General features: G+C 69.3%; 16 protein-coding genes. 6 read left to right on the forward strand and 10 right to left on the reverse strand.

Translation table 11 applies throughout. The features are described from left to right. Window positions 1-67 precede the first annotated feature (67 nt). The 3 genes from K318_RS0109995 (at window position 68) to K318_RS20890 (ending at window position 1,918) form a co-directional block, all read left to right on the forward strand. Window positions 68-727, forward strand: coding sequence for a VOC family protein (locus K318_RS0109995; RefSeq protein WP_029089388.1), 660 nt, complete (start codon window positions 68-70; stop codon window positions 725-727). Further along, on the forward strand, window positions 724-1,524 hold the full coding sequence (locus K318_RS23710; RefSeq protein ID WP_051297810.1) for a VOC family protein: 801 nt from the start codon (window positions 724-726) through the stop codon (window positions 1,522-1,524). Before K318_RS0109995 ends, K318_RS23710 begins: the two co-directional genes overlap by 4 nt. 85 nt (window positions 1,525-1,609) lie before the next feature. Then, window positions 1,610-1,918 carry a TM2 domain-containing protein gene (locus tag K318_RS20890; protein ID WP_035281361.1) on the forward strand — a complete coding sequence of 103 codons (309 nt, stop codon included), beginning with the start codon at window positions 1,610-1,612 and terminating at the stop codon, window positions 1,916-1,918. A gap of 3 nt (window positions 1,919-1,921) precedes the next feature. Here K318_RS20890 and K318_RS0110010 read toward each other — a convergent pair whose 3' ends face one another. Further along, window positions 1,922-3,259: a Fic family protein gene (locus K318_RS0110010; protein ID WP_029089389.1), complete on the reverse strand. Its 1,338-nt coding sequence runs from the start codon at window positions 3,257-3,259 to the stop codon at window positions 1,922-1,924. A gap of 81 nt (window positions 3,260-3,340) precedes the next feature. Further along, a complete protein-coding gene (locus K318_RS0110015) occupies window positions 3,341-4,072 on the reverse strand; it encodes an AAA family ATPase (RefSeq protein ID WP_029089390.1) in 732 nt (243 codons plus the stop codon). Between the two features lie 170 nt (window positions 4,073-4,242). Between K318_RS0110015 and K318_RS0110020 the strand changes: the two genes are divergently transcribed. Next, entirely contained in the window at window positions 4,243-4,431 is a 189-nt protein-coding gene (locus K318_RS0110020; RefSeq protein WP_029089391.1) for a hypothetical protein, read from the forward strand. Window positions 4,432-4,456: 25 nt separating this feature from the next. Here the strand turns inward: K318_RS0110020 and K318_RS0110025 are convergent, their stop codons facing one another. The 8 genes from K318_RS0110025 to K318_RS0110060 all read right to left on the reverse strand — a co-directional run bounded on the left by K318_RS0110025 (window position 4,457) and on the right by K318_RS0110060 (window position 12,977). Continuing rightward, entirely contained in the window at window positions 4,457-6,214 is a 1,758-nt protein-coding gene (locus K318_RS0110025; RefSeq protein ID WP_029089392.1) for a sodium:solute symporter family protein, read from the reverse strand. Between the two features lies 1 nt (window position 6,215). Then, window positions 6,216-6,386, reverse strand: coding sequence for a hypothetical protein (locus tag K318_RS25000; RefSeq protein ID WP_169721459.1), 171 nt, complete (start codon window positions 6,384-6,386; stop codon window positions 6,216-6,218). 40 nt (window positions 6,387-6,426) lie between these two features. Continuing rightward, on the reverse strand, window positions 6,427-7,062 hold the full coding sequence (locus tag K318_RS0110035) for a TetR/AcrR family transcriptional regulator (protein ID WP_029089393.1): 636 nt from the start codon (window positions 7,060-7,062) through the stop codon (window positions 6,427-6,429). Next, a complete protein-coding gene (locus tag K318_RS0110040) occupies window positions 7,059-9,038 on the reverse strand; it encodes an oxidoreductase (protein WP_029089394.1) in 1,980 nt (659 codons plus the stop codon). Before K318_RS0110040 ends, K318_RS0110035 begins: the two co-directional genes overlap by 4 nt. A 101-nt stretch (window positions 9,039-9,139) precedes the next feature. After that, the gene (locus K318_RS0110045) at window positions 9,140-9,898 is read right to left on the reverse strand and encodes an HpcH/HpaI aldolase family protein (protein WP_029089395.1); all 759 of its coding nucleotides are present in this window, start codon (window positions 9,896-9,898) and stop codon (window positions 9,140-9,142) included. A 40-nt stretch (window positions 9,899-9,938) separates the two neighbouring features. Continuing rightward, window positions 9,939-11,480, reverse strand: coding sequence for a tripartite tricarboxylate transporter permease (locus K318_RS0110050; protein ID WP_029089396.1), 1,542 nt, complete (start codon window positions 11,478-11,480; stop codon window positions 9,939-9,941). A gap of 28 nt (window positions 11,481-11,508) precedes the next feature. After that, complete coding sequence (locus tag K318_RS0110055) at window positions 11,509-12,024, reverse strand: tripartite tricarboxylate transporter TctB family protein (RefSeq protein WP_051297811.1); 516 nt, start codon at window positions 12,022-12,024, stop codon at window positions 11,509-11,511. Beyond that, complete coding sequence (locus tag K318_RS0110060; RefSeq protein ID WP_051297812.1) at window positions 12,024-12,977, reverse strand: tripartite tricarboxylate transporter substrate binding protein; 954 nt, start codon at window positions 12,975-12,977, stop codon at window positions 12,024-12,026. Before K318_RS0110060 ends, K318_RS0110055 begins: the two co-directional genes overlap by 1 nt. Before the next feature lie 253 nt (window positions 12,978-13,230). On the opposite strand from K318_RS0110060, the gene K318_RS0110065 reads away from it, so the two are divergent. Beyond that, complete coding sequence (locus tag K318_RS0110065; protein ID WP_245579846.1) at window positions 13,231-14,970, forward strand: IlvD/Edd family dehydratase; 1,740 nt, start codon at window positions 13,231-13,233, stop codon at window positions 14,968-14,970. 120 nt (window positions 14,971-15,090) lie between these two features. After that, on the forward strand, window positions 15,091-16,023 hold the full coding sequence (locus K318_RS0110070) for a LysR family transcriptional regulator (protein ID WP_029089400.1): 933 nt from the start codon (window positions 15,091-15,093) through the stop codon (window positions 16,021-16,023). The last annotated feature ends 28 nt before the right edge of the window (window positions 16,024-16,051 follow it).

Raw genomic sequence — 16,051 nt, forward strand, 5'->3', positions numbered from 1 at the left:
GGGGGGCGTGTGACTGTGCGGGTCGGAGGGCGGCGGAGTGTCCGCGAGTGTCTGTAGTCTCTGCCCCATGGCTATCCCGCAGAATCTCGACCACCTCGTGTACGAAGTCCCGGACCTGGAGGCCGGAGTGGCCGCCTTCGCCGAGCGCACCGGTGTGACGCCGGTGTTCGGCGGCAGGCATGTGGGCCTCGGCACCGCGAACTACCTCGTACGGCTGGAGCCGCAGGGCTGGGTGGGCGGGGAGCGTCCGCTCACCTACCTGGAGATCCTGGGCCGGGATCCGCAGCAGGACGTGCCGGAGGGGACGGCGCTGCCGCTGGGGGTGCATACCGTTACGGAGCCGGTGCTGCGCACCTGGGCCGTGCGGCCGGGGGACTTCGATGCCGCGGTGGAGGCCGCGCGGGAGTTCGGTGCCGATGTGGGCGAGGTCCGCGACATGTCACGCCGCGACCCGGCAGGAGAGCTTCTGGAATGGCGGCTCACCGCACGGGAGGAGCTGCCGCACGAGGGCCTGCAGCCCTTCCTCATCGACTGGCGGGAGACTCCGCACCCGGCGCTGGGGGAGCTGCCCGTGCTCACCCTCGAATCGTTCGAGGTGATCGTCCCGGAGCCTGAGGACTTCGCCGCCCTGCTGGGCGCCGTGGGAGTTCCGGACACGGAGGTCGCGCAGGGTGACACGCTCCTCCGGGCGGTGCTGGCCGGCCCCACGGGTTCGGTCGAGCTGTGAGCGGCGGACAGGGGAGCGCGCCGGGCGGCGGGATCCGCGCCGGGGCCGCGGCCGCGGGGGTGCCGGCACCGGGAGTCCCGGTCTCCTTCGACCACCTCGTGCTCGCGGTGCCGGAGCTGGCTGCCGGCGTGGAGGAGTTCGAACGGCGCACGGGCGCGGTCTCCGTTCCCGGCGGGCGGCACCCGGGCCGCGGCACGGCCAATCACCTCGTGCCGCTCGTCCCGCGCGGCTGGAGCGCGGATGCGCTCACCTACCTGGAGATCCTGGGGCCCGATCCGGAGCAGGATCCCGCGCTCGCCTCGGCGTCCCTGCACGGCTTCGACCGCCTCGCCGCGCAGCGCTGGGCGGTGCACCCGGAGGACTTCGATGCGACGATCGCGGCCGCTGCGGAGGCGGGGGCGGATTTCGGCGCGGTCTTCGACATGGCGCGGGACACCCCGGAGGGCGGCCGGCTCGCATGGCGGCTGACGCGGCGCTCTCCGCTGGCGTTCGGCGGTGCGCAGCCCTTCCTCATCGACTGGCAGGACTCACTACACCCGGCTCAGGCGCTGCGTGCGGACACCGGGCTTCCTGTGCTCACCCTGGAGCGGCTCGAGTTCTTCGGGCCGGAGCCGGAGGCCCTGGTGCGGGCGCTGGGTGTGCTCGCGGCCTCGGGAGCGGAGTGCGGGGGCACTGAGCGCGAGCATGGGGCACAGGGCGCCTTCGTCGTGGAGGAGGCCGCGCATGCCGGCTTCCGCGCGGTGCTCTCCGGACCGCTGGGCGAGGTCGTGATGGAGACGCCTGCGACGGTCGGCTGAAGCTTCGCCTGGCGGGATCTCGCCGAACGGCGGCTGCGGCATCTACTATGACGGCAGCACTGTCTCACCGCCGAAAGGACCGCTCATGGGCCGGAAGAGCTTCGTCGTCACCTGGCTGCTGTCGTACTTCCTGGGTGTCCTGGGCATCGACCGCTTCTATCTGGGCAAGGTCGGCACCGGCGTCCTCAAGCTCATCACCGTGGGCGGGCTGGGGATCTGGGCGCTCATCGACCTCGTCATCGTGCTCGTCGGGGCGGCACGGGATTCCCAGGGGCGGCCGCTGGAGGGCTACGAGGACCGCAAGGTGGTGGCGTGGGTCATCACCATCGTGCTCATGCTCATCGGTGTGGGCGTGGGCAGCTGCTCCGGAGTGGCCGTCCTCAACCTGCAGTGAGGCTCATGCGCGGCGCGCATCCGGAGGGGCTGCGGGTACCGGACGGATGGGTGGGGAGAGTCGTGTGTCGAACCGGGTGCTGGCCAGCTGCCTCTCCGTCACGGTGATGAGGTTCAGCACGTCTCCGCTGAGATAGGCGCGCTTGCCCCGGCCGATCGAGATCGTGGAGAGGATCTCCGCCTCACGCAGTGTTTCGAGCGCCTTGAGCGCGGCTGCTTCGGAAGTGCCGTGGATCCTGCGCACTGCAGCCGCGGTCAGGACCGGGGTGCCTGGCAGGTCGCGGAGGATCGCGTGCACAGCGGAGTCGCTGCGCAGTGCGCGGGTCATCCCTGAGGATGCACGCCAGTCATCGAGCTGTGCGTCCCAGCCGATGCGCATCTGTGCGAGCTCATCAGCGAGTTCCCCTGCACGCGCCGCAGCCTCCAGCACTGCTGCTGCGAACATCTGCAGCCAGACGAGGACGCCCTCGGCGTGAGACCCTGCGTTACCCTCACCGGGCATGCTGAGAGGATCGCTCACATTCGAGGAGGTGGAGCGGAAACCGGAGAGTCCGCGGATGTACTCGTCGCTGTGAGTGGCCAGGACGAGGCTCACCGGCAGAACAGCTCCGGCGGTAAGCCCGCGGCGGGCCAGGACGGCGTGGATGAGCGCACGGCCGACTCGGCCGTTTCCGTCCGCGAAGGGATGGATCGTCTCGAACTGTGCGTGGGCGAGGGCGGCCTGGACGAGAGGAGCGTGCGCTGCTCCGTTGCAGTAGTCGATGAGGTCGTCGAGCAGTGCGTGCACATGTTGGGGATGCGGAGGGACGAATTCGGCGTCGAGAGGGTGCCACTGCGACCCGCCCACCCAGTTCTGGCGGTCTCTGATCCCGTGCAGACGCGGAGTCTCCGGCAGGAGTGCCGCCTGGAGGTCCGTGAGGTCGGCCACCGTGAGTGCGTCTGCGTCCGCGAGACGGCCCGTCGCTTCGCGGACGATCGTCATGTTGTTGGCCACTAGGACTGCAGGATCGCTGAGTCCTGTCACGGTCTCGTGCTGCCCCAGTTCAGCGAGAGCGATGCGTTGGGGGCTGGGGGCTATTCCCTCGATGCGCGAGGAGGCGATGGCCTCGGATCTGAGCAGATACCGTGAGATGGAGACGAGGTCCGCCCTCTCCCTGGCCGCGAGGCGGAGTACGGCTGTTTCCGCACGGGCGAGGAGTCGGCTGGTCTCAGGATCGACGTGGAGCGGGAGTGTCTGCAGCGGATCAGGGCTGTAGGACCAGTACTCGCCGGTGCGTCGTTCACGGCGAGGCAGGGCTGCGTCATCCGTTCGCTGCCACTCCTGCAGTTCCCAGGTCCCCACTTTGGCTCCTAAACCACGGTTCTCTCGATGCAGACCCTACTTTAGTCCTTAAAGTAGGGAGGATCCGATGCCTGCCCTCACTTAAGGCTCATTGAGGAGGTGTCTGAGGTAGCGCCCCGGAGACTCCAGGTAGCGCTTCCAGTGCTGCACGAGCTCAAGGTCGTCCCAGGTGGTCTCCCGCAGACCCCATGCGCCCACCTCGAGGAGACGTGCTCCCGGGAGGGAGGCGAGGATCGGGGAATGGGTGGCGCAGAGGATCTGGCCGCCCGCTGCCGCGAGCTCGCTGAGCGTGGACAGCAGCCGGAGCGCGGAGCCGAAGGAGAGGGCGGCCTCGGGCTCGTCCAGGCAGTAGAAGCCCGGACCGGTGAAGCGGGAGTCGAGGAGCGCGTTGAAGGATTCACCGTGGCTCATGCGATGTAAGAGCGGCTCCGGTGCTCTCGACGGGTTGTCCTCGAGGTAGGTGTAGAAGGAGTGCATGGTCTCTGCGCGGAGGAAGAAACCCCAGCGCGGTCGCCCGATACCGCGCTGCACGTGGAGCCAGTCCGCCAGCGGTGACTCCGTGCGCCGGGTGACGTGGCGCGCATGGATGGTGCCGCCCTCCGGGTTGAGGCCGTAGGCCTCGGCGATCCCTTCGAGGATCGTCGACTTGCCGGAGCCGTTCTCACCGACGAGGAACGTGACGCCGTGACCCAGTGTCAGCCCCTCGTCCAGGACCTGCGCCACTGCGGGCACCGTCATGGGCCAGGTTCCAGGGGTGGGAGCCGCGTCCTCACTCTGCCGGACGGAGACCACCGGCGGCTGATCGAAGTTCATGCTCCGAGTGTGGCAAAAGATGTGAGTGGTTGTAGCGGATGCGCGTATGCAGTTTTTGCGCTCCTGCGGCTGTGTGGGCGCACGACGCACATACGTTCCGGTCAGTCTCCACTGGGACCGGGCCGGCGCTTCTCTTGCGTCCGCTCCGTTCCGCCTCCTACCGTGGAGGCATGAAGATGAGCACCGTATGGAGCGTCGCGGGCGCTGTCCTGGCCGTCGTCATCGCATGGTGGCTCGTGCAGATCGTCTTCTCGCTCGTGTGGTTCGTCGCCAAGCTGGCCGTCGTCGCGGTGGTCGCCGTGGTGGTGTACCTCCTGATCAAGCAGCTGTTCAGCTCCCGCGACAGCCACGACGGCTGAGCGCGGCCTTCCGCTCGGAGCCGGCTCAGCCAGCGACCTGCGCGTAGGGGACCACGTAGAGCGCGATGAGCGCGATCCCGCATGCGGCGAGGATCGCCACCGTGACGAGCATCCAGGCCCGTGTGACTCGGTACTTCGCGGGGTCGCGGTCCTCTGCGGGCACCTGCATGAGCCTCTTCCGGAAGGCGTTGCCCGCCGGTGACGGCTTCGCGCCCCTGTTGCCCAGGACCGTTCCCAGCACCGAGGCGGCGAAGCCCAGGACCGTCGGATTCAGGAGGTCGGGCAGCTCCAGTCCCGCGAACGCGCTGAGGGACTCCAGCACCGCGACCACCGCGAATCCCGCGATCATCCCGGATGCCGCACCCCGCGCGGAGAGCCGCTCCGACCACACGCTCCAGAAGGCGATGGGGCCCCACGACGCCGCGAAGAGCGTCGCCGCGAAGTACCCGATGGTGAGGACCGCCGGCGGGGCCACTGAGGTCACCGCCAGGACCGCCAGCCCCACCACCAGCATCGTCCAGCGCGCCACGCGCAGGCCCGCGACGTCATCGTCCCCCGTCGCCGAGGCGGTGGGTGCGTTCGGCTCAGCACCCGCCCCGGCGGCACCGGCACTCGCCTCGACGGTCTCGGCACCCACCTCGGCAGTGCCCCCGCCCGCGCCCCGCGCCGCCGCAGTCACCGCTGCCGGCCGCGACGCCTTCCTCCGTGCGCCGGAGAGATAGGGGAGGACGTCGTTCGCGGCGGAGAAGCCGATGAGCGAGAGGAACGACGCCGCCGAGGACAGGCCCGCGGCAACGATGCCCGTGACGGCGATGACGCCCAGCAGAGAGGGCAGGACATTCTGCGCCGCCCAGATGAATGCCGTCTCGGAGGGGTCGATGCCTGAGTCGAAGAGGTTGATCGAGAACCCGCCGAAGGTGAGGAACAGGTAGGTGACGGCGAGTGCCGCGGTCGCGAAGAGCGCCGAGCGGATCGCGACGTGCTCGTTCCTGGCCATGAGGAACCGACTCGACTGCCACGGGCTCACTGCGACGACGGTGCACCACACGATTCCGAACGTGACGGCGTAGACCACCGCCTGCACAGGGCTGCCGAGGTAGTTGTCCGCACCGCTGAGTCCGTGCCAGGCGATGCCGTCGGGCTTCTCCGCGATCTGCGCCATCCGCTGCATGGCGATGACCGGGCCTCCGGCCTTGCCGATCAGCCAGCCCATGCCGAGGATCGCGGCGACGGTGAAGACCACGAACATGAGGGTGTCGTTGATGAGCACGCCGCGCGATCCGGAGAGGAACGTGAACACGGTGTACGAGGCCCACACCGAGACGAGGATGACCCACTGCGGGAGATCGATGAGCTGGCCCATGACCAGCACGAGGCCCTGCGTGACGGCCACGAGGTAGAGGCCGATGCCGACGACGACCATGACTCCCGCGAGCGCCTGGAGGCCCGGGGAGTCGAAGCGCCTGCCGAAGTACTCAGGGACTGTGAGGGCCTGAGAGCGGCGCAGATACCTGCCGAAGAAGACCACGCCCACCAGGTAGCCGGAGACGTTGAAGGCGGTGAGGAGCAGCATGACGAGCGGATAGCCGTCATAGGAGAAGCCCAGCTCCCCCATGAACGAGACGGTCGAGAGGAACGAGGCGACGAGCGTTCCGGCGACGAGGAAGGTGGGCGCGGCCCTGCCGGCCACGTAGTAGTCGGACTTGTCCTTCACGGTCCGCCCCACCACCGCGCCGATCACGAGGTAGAGGACGAAGCTTGCGAAGATCGCGAGTGCGAACATGTCAGCTCTCCCTCCGCGGTGCGCGAGCCGGCGCTGTGCCCCCGCGCGATGCTCCGGAGGCCGGCGACGGCTGCCGCCCGGCGTAGTCCCTGCGCACCACGATGAAGCCTGCGAGGACTGCGAGGATCGGCACTGCGCTGTACACGATCGAGACGATGAGGGATCCCGCCATTGGGTCTCTTCCTTTCCTCCGGAGGCGCGCGGCCTCCGCGTCATTCGGGATGGGATGGCTCCACGCCCAGCAGGGCGCGGGCGGTCTGCTGGAGGACGAGCTCGATCCGCTCCACGTCCGTCCCGCGGGAGCCGATGGCATGCGCGATCTCGAAGCCGTCCAGCTGCGCGAGGAGCGCATCGACCGCCACCTCGGGATCGACCCGCGGTGAGAACGTGCCGTCTGCGACCCCGGCGTCGACGACCTCGCGGACCACCTGCTTCCAGGTGAGGAAGACGCTGTCGAGCAGTTCGAGCAGCTGGTCATCACGCGCGGACGCCGCGACGAATTCGATCCACAGCCGCGTCCGCATGGTGAAGTCCGCGACGTGGAGGAATTCGTGGAGCGTCCGCCGCAGGCCCTCCCACGGATCGCCCTCACCCGGGAACGGGGACTTCACGCGGCTCACCACGTTCTCCGAGTGGCGGCGGTACGCGGCGAGCACCAGGGCCTCGCGTGAGTCGAAGTAGTACTGGATTGTGCCGATGGACATCCCCGCGGCGCGGGCGACGTCCTTCATCCGCACACCCGCCGTGCCGCGTTCGCTGATCTGCTCCAGGACCGCGGACAGAATCGCCTCCCTCCGCTGCTCCACCTCGTCGGCGGTGAGGGCGGGCCGACCGCCGCGGACCGTCACGCGCTCACCGCCGAGGGCCCCAGGACGAACTCGGTGGCCGCGACGAGCCCCTCGTAGACCGCCTCTTCGACGGTGCGCGGAGCTCTGCAGTCGCCGATCCGCACCACCGGCACCGAGCCGAAGCCGAGGTGCGGGACAGAGGCGCGAGGCGGCTGGCTGAGGATCGTGGTCGCGATGTCCTCGACCTCGAGCACCTCGTCGCAGAGGGTGGACTGCAGATAGGCGGTGCTGTCGTCGAGGCCGGCGAGGCGGACGTCGCTCACGAATGTCACCCGCGCTCGGATGAGCTCCCCCATGAGCGCGGTGCGCGTGTACTGCTGCACCGCGGCGCCGGGGAAGCTCGCCGCCGTCGCGAGCGTGACCGGCCGCCTCCGCGCCAGAGCGGCCGCGATCCCCAACCCGGTCCAGTCGCCCTTCCAGTCGGCGATGAGCACGCCCCCGCGGGAGAGCTCGGGAGGGTCGGAGAGGAACCGGCGGGCGGTGAGGAGGGTGGGCTCTCCTGCGAGCTCGAGCGCCGGTTCGCGGTCGGTGGAACCGGTCGCGAGGATCACCTGATCGGGCAGGAAGGACGCGAGGATCTCCTCCGACACCGGGGTGCGGGTGCGGATCTCGGCCCCGGACCTGCGGGCCTCGGCCTCGAGGTTGGTCGCCGCGCCTCCGAACTCCGCACGGTGGGGGAGCCTCTCGGCCAGCAGCACCTGCCCGCCCACGCGGCGCTCGCGCTCCACGAGCAGCACCTCGGCACCGGCCTCGGCGGCGACCGCGGCGGCCTTGAGGCCTGCGGGACCGCCTCCCACCACCAGGAGCCGTGCGCGTCTGCGCACCACCGGCCGCGGGAGGAAGGTGAGCTCCCTGCCCGATTCCGGATGCTGGATGCAGCTGATCCCCACCCCCTGCTGGAAGTGGCCGATGCATGCCTGATTGCAGCCGATGCAGGCACGGATCTCGTCCACGGCGTCCCGCTCGGCCTTCGAGGCGATCTCCGGGTCGCAGATCATCGCCCGGGTCATGATGCAGAGATCCGCCTGCCCGTCCCGGATCGCCTGCTCGGCCTCGTGCGGCTGGTTGATCCGGCCGGCGACCATGACCGGAAGCTCCATCGCCTTCTTCACCTCTCCCGAGAGCCCGCCCGCGTAGACGGGTTCATACTGCATGGGAGGGACGATGTGCTGGGCGCCCTGGAGCGTGGAGGAGTCCCCGGCGGTCACGGAGACGTAGTCGAGCAGGCCCTGCTCCTCGACCGCCCGGATCACATCGAGGAACTCGTCGCTCGCCATGCCGTCGCTCGTGAGGTCGTCGCCGGAGATGCGCAGGCCCACCACCCGGTGAGGCCCCACGGCGGTGCGGGTGCTTTCGATCGCCTCGAGGAGGAAGCGCATCCGGTTCTCCGGTGTTCCGCCGTACTCATCGGTCCGCGTATTCACGCGGGGGTTGGCGAACTGGATGGGGAGGTAGCCGTGGCTGGCGACGACCTCGACGCCGTCGACCCCCGCATCGCAGATGAGCGCGGCGGCTCTTCCGTAGCCGGCGATGATCTCCCGGATCGTCTCCGCGTCAAGAGCCTGGGGGACCACGTGGAAGCGCTCCTGGGGCTCATCGCTGGGCGCGACCGCCTGTGGGGCCATGCCCTGCTCCCCGTCCATCACCTCGCGGCCCGGGTGGAAGAGCTGTGCGATGATCCCGGTGCCGTGCGCATGGACGGCTTCGGCGAGGGCACGGTAGCCGGCCGCTGACTCCGGGTCCGTCGCCATGAGGACGTGACTGGTGTAGCGGGCTGTCTCGTGCACCCCGGAGACCTGCAGCACGATGAGCCCCGCGCCACCGGCGGCCCGGCGCTCGTGATAGGCGACGAGGTCCGGGCCGATGAGGCCGTCCTCGGCGAGCATCGTGTCGTGCCCCGAGGAGACGATCCGGTTGCGCAGGCGCAGCGGGCCGAGGTCCAGGGGACTGAAGAGGTGGGGGAACAGCGAAGACACGAAAAGCAGCCTCCTCATCGAGCGCTGATTATTAATACCAGCATATTAAGAAGGGCGGAGGGTGTTCTGCAAGGGATGAGCTGGATTTCACGGGTCGGCGGTCAGCCGGTGTGCCCTGACGCCTCCAGGTGCCCCTTCGCGGCGTCGCACAGATGGTTCAGCTCGTTCGCGACCGCCACGTGGGTGAAGCCCTCACCCCGTCGCTGGGCGGCGATCTCGCCGCTCGCCGTGTGGATGACGACCGGCACGCCATGAGCGCGCCCGGCGGCGAGGATCCGCTGCAGGGCTCCTGCGAACTCGTCCGCCACGGCGGGGTCGCCCAGGCCGTAGCCGCCGAGTCCGATCGTGAGGTCGTTGGGGCCGATGTAGAGGCCGTCGAGGCCCGGCGTCGCCGCGATCTCCTCCACGTTCTCCAGGCCCTCGCGCGTCTCGATCATGCACAGCGCGAAGGTCTTCCCGTTCACCTCCCCGAGGCTGCCCGTGAGGAAGGCCGAGGTCCGCGCGAGCCCGCGCGAGCGCACGCCCTGCGGCGGGTACTTCGCCGCGGCGACCACCGCCTCGGCCTGCGCCCGGTCATTCACAAGCGGCACGATGACCCCGGCCGCTCCCATGTCCAGGGCCCGCCCGATGGTGCCGATCCCGCCCTCCGGCACGCGGACGACCGCCGGTGCGCCGCCGCACTCCACTGCCCGGACCGCGTCCGGGAGGTCGTGCTCGGAGTAGGTGCCGTGCTGGCCGTCCAGCACGATGTAGTCATAGCCCAGCCCGGCGAGGCGTTCGAGCTGCAGAGGGCTCGCCGCCATCGCGAAGTAGCCGGTCGTGGGCTCGTCGCTGCGGAGGCGGGGGAGGAGGGTGTGCATGGGTTTCCTTTCGCCGGGAGCGATCGTCCTGTTCACGATCTCATGTTCGCGGAGTCTGAGCGGTGGGGTCGGTGACTGCAGAGAGTGGCGTCCTGCCGGTGCGTTTCCGCCACATCCTGAACCCGAGCATCCCCAGGAAGCCCAGGACGGCGACGACGAGCAGGGTTCCGGAGATCGGACGGGTGAGGAAACCGGTGGGATCACCGGCGAAGATCCGCATGGACTGGCGGAAGGCGGGTTCGAGGATTCCGCCCAGGATGAATGCGAGCACCATCGGACCGGGAGAGATGCCCGTCTTCTTCATGAGATAGCCCAGAGCGCCGAAGAACGCGAGGAAGACGATGTCCGTGGGCGACTGCCGCAGACTGAACACCCCCAGTACGGTGACCATCACGCAGATGGCCGCGAGGTACGCGGGATTGACGGACAGCACTCTGACGAAGACACCCACGAGGGGGATCGCCATGATCAGCAGCAGGATGTTCCCCACGTACATCGAGTTGATGACGCCCCAAAAGAGATCGGGATCGGTATCCACCAGGTTGGGGCCGGGAGTGATCCCCACGACGAGGAATGCGCCGAACAGCATCGCCATCGCCGGATTGGCGGGCAGCCCGAGGGTGAGCAGCGGGATGAATGAGGAGGACGCGGCCGCATTGTTCGCGGTCTCAGGGCCTGCAACACCCTCGACTGCGCCATGGCCGAACCGGGACTTGTCTCTGGCGACGCCCTTCTCGACCGCATAGGACACCAGCGAGGACAGGGTGGCCCCTCCGCCGGGCAGGAGACCGAGCAGGAAGCCCAGCGCTCCGCCCCGGGCGACGGCCGGGACCGCCTGGCGTACCTCGGAGGAGGTGGGGCGCAGCTGGGTGATGGGGATGGGCTTGCGCGCTGCCGTCGTACCCGCTGCCTCCTGGTTGTGGATGATCTCCGCGATTCCGAAGACGCCCATAGCGATGAGCACGAAGCCGAAGCCGTCGATGAGCGTGAGCGTGCCGAAGGTGAAGCGGGCGTCGCCGGTGAGCTCGTCGCGTCCGACCGTGGCGAAGAGCAGGCCGAGAGCGGCAGCCGCCAGTGACTTGGGCACGCTGCTCGAGCCCACGGAGGAGACCAGGCCGATGCCGACCAATGTGAGCACGGCGAACTCGGGTGGGCCGAAGTCCACGGCGAAGCGGGCGACGACGGGGGCGAGGACGGTGAGGAAGATGAGGGACACGGTGCCGCCGATGAATGAGGCGACGGCGGCGAGCGTCAGCGCGACTCCCGCCCTCCCCTTCTGCGCCATGGGATAGCCGTCGAAGGTGACGACCACGCTCGAGGCCTCGCCGGGCAGGCGCAGGAGGACTGAGGTGATGGTGCCGCCGTAGATCGCTCCGTAGAAGATCCCGGCGAGCATGATGATCGCACCGGTGGGTTCGATCGAGTAGGTGACGGGCAGGAGGATGGCGATGGTGGCGGAGGGCCCCAGACCTGGCAGGACGCCGATGAACATGCCGATCGTGACGCCGATGAGGCAGAACAGGAGGTTCGCAGGCTCGACGGCGGTGGCGAAGCCGGCGAGCACGCTGTCGAGTGTGTTCACTGCAATCAGTCCTGAGCGGGATCGGGCATCAGACGATGCGGGGGATGGGCACGGCGAGGGCGACGACGAAGATGAGGTAGAGGATCAGCACGATGAGCAGGGAGCCGATGAGGCTCGAGCGCCATGACTGTCTGCCGAGGCCTCGCAGCCAGAAGACCAAGAGGGCGAGTGAGGCGATCTCGAAGCCCACGAGCGGGAGCACGAGGCCGTAGGCGGCGATGGAGGCGAGTCCCAGCAGCGGGCCCCGGGTCGCCGAACCGAAGCTCTCGACATCGGCGATGTGTCTGCGGGCCCGTACGCCTACGGCGGTTCCCGTGCCGGCGAGGACGACTCCCAGCAGCAGCGGCCAGCTCCCCGCACCGGGGTCTGCGAGCGAGCCCACTCCCATGCGGAGCGCACCCACGACGGCCAGGACACCGGTGAGAGTGAGGACCGCCCCGACGATCCGGTTCGTCCTCACGGCCTGAGCGGAGCCGAAGGGGGCCGTCGTGTCCTCGGGAGCAGGCCTCCGGGTCGCGGCCTCCGAGTGCTCTCCGGTGTCCATCAGCTGCTTCCTCTCAGGTCGATCCCGTATTCCTCCAGCTGCTGTCCGTAGCGGTCTCGGGAGGTCTCGACGAGCGACCGGATCTCCTCATCGGGGTAGACGTCCGGCAGCACGACCAGCTGCTCACAGAGTTCGAGGAACCTGTCGCTGCGCGCCGCCGCGGTGAATGCCTCGACGAGGACGTCGAGATTGTCCTGCGGGACTCCCGGCGGAGTGCAGACGAGCCGGTACTGGGAGACCACGGCCTCGACCCCCTGCTCGAGCGCGGTGGGCGCATCCGGCAGACGGGGGTTGCGCTCCTCGGAGAAGACTGCGAGGGGCGTGAGTTCGCCGGAGCTGACGTACTCGAAGGCGGCGGAGAACTGGACGCTGGCCACATCGACCTGGCTGCCCAGGATGGCCGTGATCGCGGGGGCATCACCGCCGAAGGGGATGTCCGCCCCTTCGATGCCGGTGCCGGAGAAGAGCAGTGCCGCCGCGAACTGGGCTCCGCTCCCGTGCCCGGTGGTGCCGTAGCTGACAGAGCGGTCGAGCCGGGTCAGGTCGGAGACGTCTCCGATGCCGCTGGAGGGGTGGGCCACGAGCACGTAGTCGTCGCGGGTGGTTCCGAGCACGAGGCCGAGCTCGTCTAGGTGGACCGCTTCCCGCTCCGGCACGGCGAAGGGGGTGATCATCACCGTCGAGGCATTCACGATGCCGATGAAGTGTCCGTCCGCAGGCGCTCGCGTGAGCTCGCTCGCGGCCAGAGCGCCGTTCGCCCCCGGTTTGTTGACGACGGGCATCGCCCGGCCCAGTTCCTCCGTGGCGACCTCGACGAGGCCGCGGCCCAGGAGATCCGTGCTCCCTCCGGGTTCGAATCCGATGCTCGTCTCGATGTTCCGTGCTGGGAACCGGTCTCCCGCGCCGAGCATCCCCGATGTGCTGACCAGCCCGCAGCCCGACAGCAGCGTCACGGCTCCTGCGGCGGCGCCTCCGCGGAGAAGCCGTCGTCTGGATAGAACCTCCATGCCCACTCCCTCGTGGTCCCGCATCCTCGCGGTCACATGTCCCTGTGGCTTTCCGCTCTCAGAGTAGGTTCGGGTGAGGAGGCGCTCCATGCGCAGTGCGCATAGGGCCATTCCCCTTCTCTTGTGCTCGCGGAGCCGCCGCGTCCGATCATGAGCTTGGACCGATCGGCGGAACGACGTGAGGACGGTGGGACATCCCGTGGATACGTGTGCCGAGGGCGAATTGCGTTCGCCCGGCGAACTGCGGAGTGCGCGCTGGCTGGGGCGCAGAGATCTCAAGACTTTCGGGCATCTCTCGCGGCTGAAGCAGATGGGATATGCGGAGGAGGACTTCGAGGGCAGGCCCGTCATCGCGGTGGTGAACACCTGGAGCGACATCAATCCCTGCCACACCCACTTCCGTGAGCGTGTGCAGGACGTGAAGCGCGGTGTGCTGCAGGCGGGCGGCTTCCCCCTCGAACTGCCAGCGCTCGCCCTCGCGGAGAACTTCCAGAAGCCGTCGACGATGATGTACCGCAATCTGCTGGCGATGGAGACTGAGGAGCTTCTCCGCTCCTACCCGGTCGACGGTGTCGTGCTCATGGGCGGCTGCGACAAGACGACGCCGGGTCTGCTCATGGGAGCTGCCAGCATGGACCTTCCCGCTGTCTTCCTGCCGGCGGGGCCGATGATGCGCGGATGCTGGAGAGGGCAGACGCTCGGGAGCGGATCCGATGCCTGGAAACACTGGGACGAGTACCGGGCGGGGAACATCGGCGAGTGCGAGCTGAAAGCAGTCGAGGGCGGCATCGCCCGCACGCCGGGGCACTGCATGACGATGGGCACGGCCTCGACGATGACCGCCGTGGCCGAGGCGATGGGCTTCTCGCTGCCCGGGGCCTCGTCCATCCCGGCGGTCATGGCGGAGCACGGCCGCATGGCCGCTGCGTGCGGCCGCACCGTCGTCACCGCTGTCGCAGCCGGCCGCAGGCCGTCGGCGATCCTCGGTGCGGACTCGGTGCACAACGGCGTGGTCACCGCTCTGGCTCTGGGAGGTTCGACCAACGCGGTCATCCACGTCATCGCGATGGCGCGCCGGGTCGGGATCCCGGTGGGGGCGGAGGTCTTCGAGGAGCTCGCGGAACGGGTTCCGCTGCTGGCGGACGTCCGCCCAGCCGGAACGCACCTCATGGAGGACTTCTACGACGCGGGGGGCCTGCCTGCGCTTCTCGAATCCCTGCGCGATCTTCTGCGCCCGGATGCCCCCACGGTCAACGGCCGGACACTGGGTGAGAACATCGCCGGCGCCCGGGTGCACCTGCCCGCAGTCATCCGTCCGCGCGAGGAACCGGTCTCCACCGTGCCGGCTCTGCGGGTGCTCCGCGGCAATCTCTGTCCGGACGGGGCTCTCATCAAGCCCTCTGCGATGGATCCCGGCAAGATGCGGCACACCGGCAGGGCGCTCGTCTTCGACGACTACACCGAGCTCAAGCGGAGCATCGACGATCCTGCCACCGAGGTCGACGAGGACACCGTGCTGGTGCTGCGCGGTGCAGGTCCCGTGGGCGGTCCCGGCATGCCCGAGTGGGGCATGCTGCCCCTGCCCAAGCGATTGCTCGAGAAAGGGGTCCGTGATCTGGTCCGGATCTCCGATGCGCGGATGTCGGGGACGAGCTACGGCACCTGTGTGCTCCACGTCGCTCCCGAGTCCGCGGTGGGCGGACCGCTCGCGGCTCTGCGGACCCGTGATCTCGTGGATCTCGACGTGCGTGCGGGGACACTCGACGCGCGGGTGCCCGCCGAGGAGTGGGAAGGCAGGCTGGCGGAGGTGCGTGCGAAGCGCTTCGACGGTGATCGCGGCTACCTCCGGCTGTATCGCGCACACGTGGGCCAGGCCGATGCCGGCTGCGACTTCGACTTCCTCGCGGGTGTGGGCGGCCCGGAGCCGGAGATCCACTGACGGAACGGCAGCGCCGCGGTCCTTCTGAGGGCGAGCGGCGGGCCCGGTGCCGCACTCAGCGGGGCTCGGCTGCGATACCATCGCACCCCAGCGGGGGCGGAGCGCGAAGGAGCGGTGCCAGTGGACCTGTCGATCGAGCAGATCGAGTCGTTCATCGCGGTGGCGGAGGAGGGCAGCGTGAGCCGGGCGGCGAGGCGGCTGGCGCTCACCCAGCCTCCGGTGAGCCGGAGGGTGCAGCACCTCGAGGGGAGGCTGGGGTGCCGTCTGTTCCGTCGTTCCAGCGAGGGCATGGTGCTGACCGCGGTGGGTGAGCAGTTCCTCCGCGACGCCTACCGGATCACCGCTCTCGTGGCCGAGTCGTTCGACCGGGCGCGCATGCAGGGCGGCGAGGCGAAGGGCGAGGTCGAGGTGGGCTTCACCTCGATCTCCACGTACGCCGTCATGCCCAAGCTGCTCAAGCTCACCGCCGCATACACACCGGGACTGGACGTGCGCATCGCCGAGCGGATCTCACCACAGCAGATCGACCTCGTGAGCAGGGGGCGGCTCGACCTCGGCTTCGTGCGACCGCAGAGGCTGCCCTCCAATGTGCGCCGCCGTGTGGTGGAACGAGCCCCCGTGATCGCGCTCGTCCCCCGGCGGCACCCGCTCGCGGAGCAGCCAGGGCCCCTGACTCCGCAGGATCTGCTCGCGCTGCCGCTGGTGCGCTATGAGCACGGAGGCTCCCCGTTCCTCGCCCGGCTCCACGACTCCGTGTTCGCGGGTGCTGCTCCTCCTGCGCGGTTCGAGGTCTCCCAGACCCTGTCGGGCGCGGCGATCGTCGGGGAGGGGATCGCCGCGATGCTCGCTCCGGTCTCCGTGGCGAAGCTGGAGCTGCCGGGGCTGGCCTTCCGACGGATCACACTGCCGGCGAGCGCGGCCACGGTGCCCCTGTGGGCCGTGTACGGTGCGGAGGCGAAGTCGCCCCTCGTCGACGCGGTGCTTGCGATGTTCGACGAGCTGGCCGAGCAGCTTGCACGTGAGCACTCCGGCCTCATGAGCGCGATCGGCTGACAGCGCACTGTCGTCCGGCGCAGGGCTT

It is taken from the genome of Brevibacterium album DSM 18261 (genome assembly GCF_000426445.1).
Taxonomy (GTDB): Bacteria; Actinomycetota; Actinomycetes; order Actinomycetales; family Brevibacteriaceae; genus Brevibacterium; species Brevibacterium album.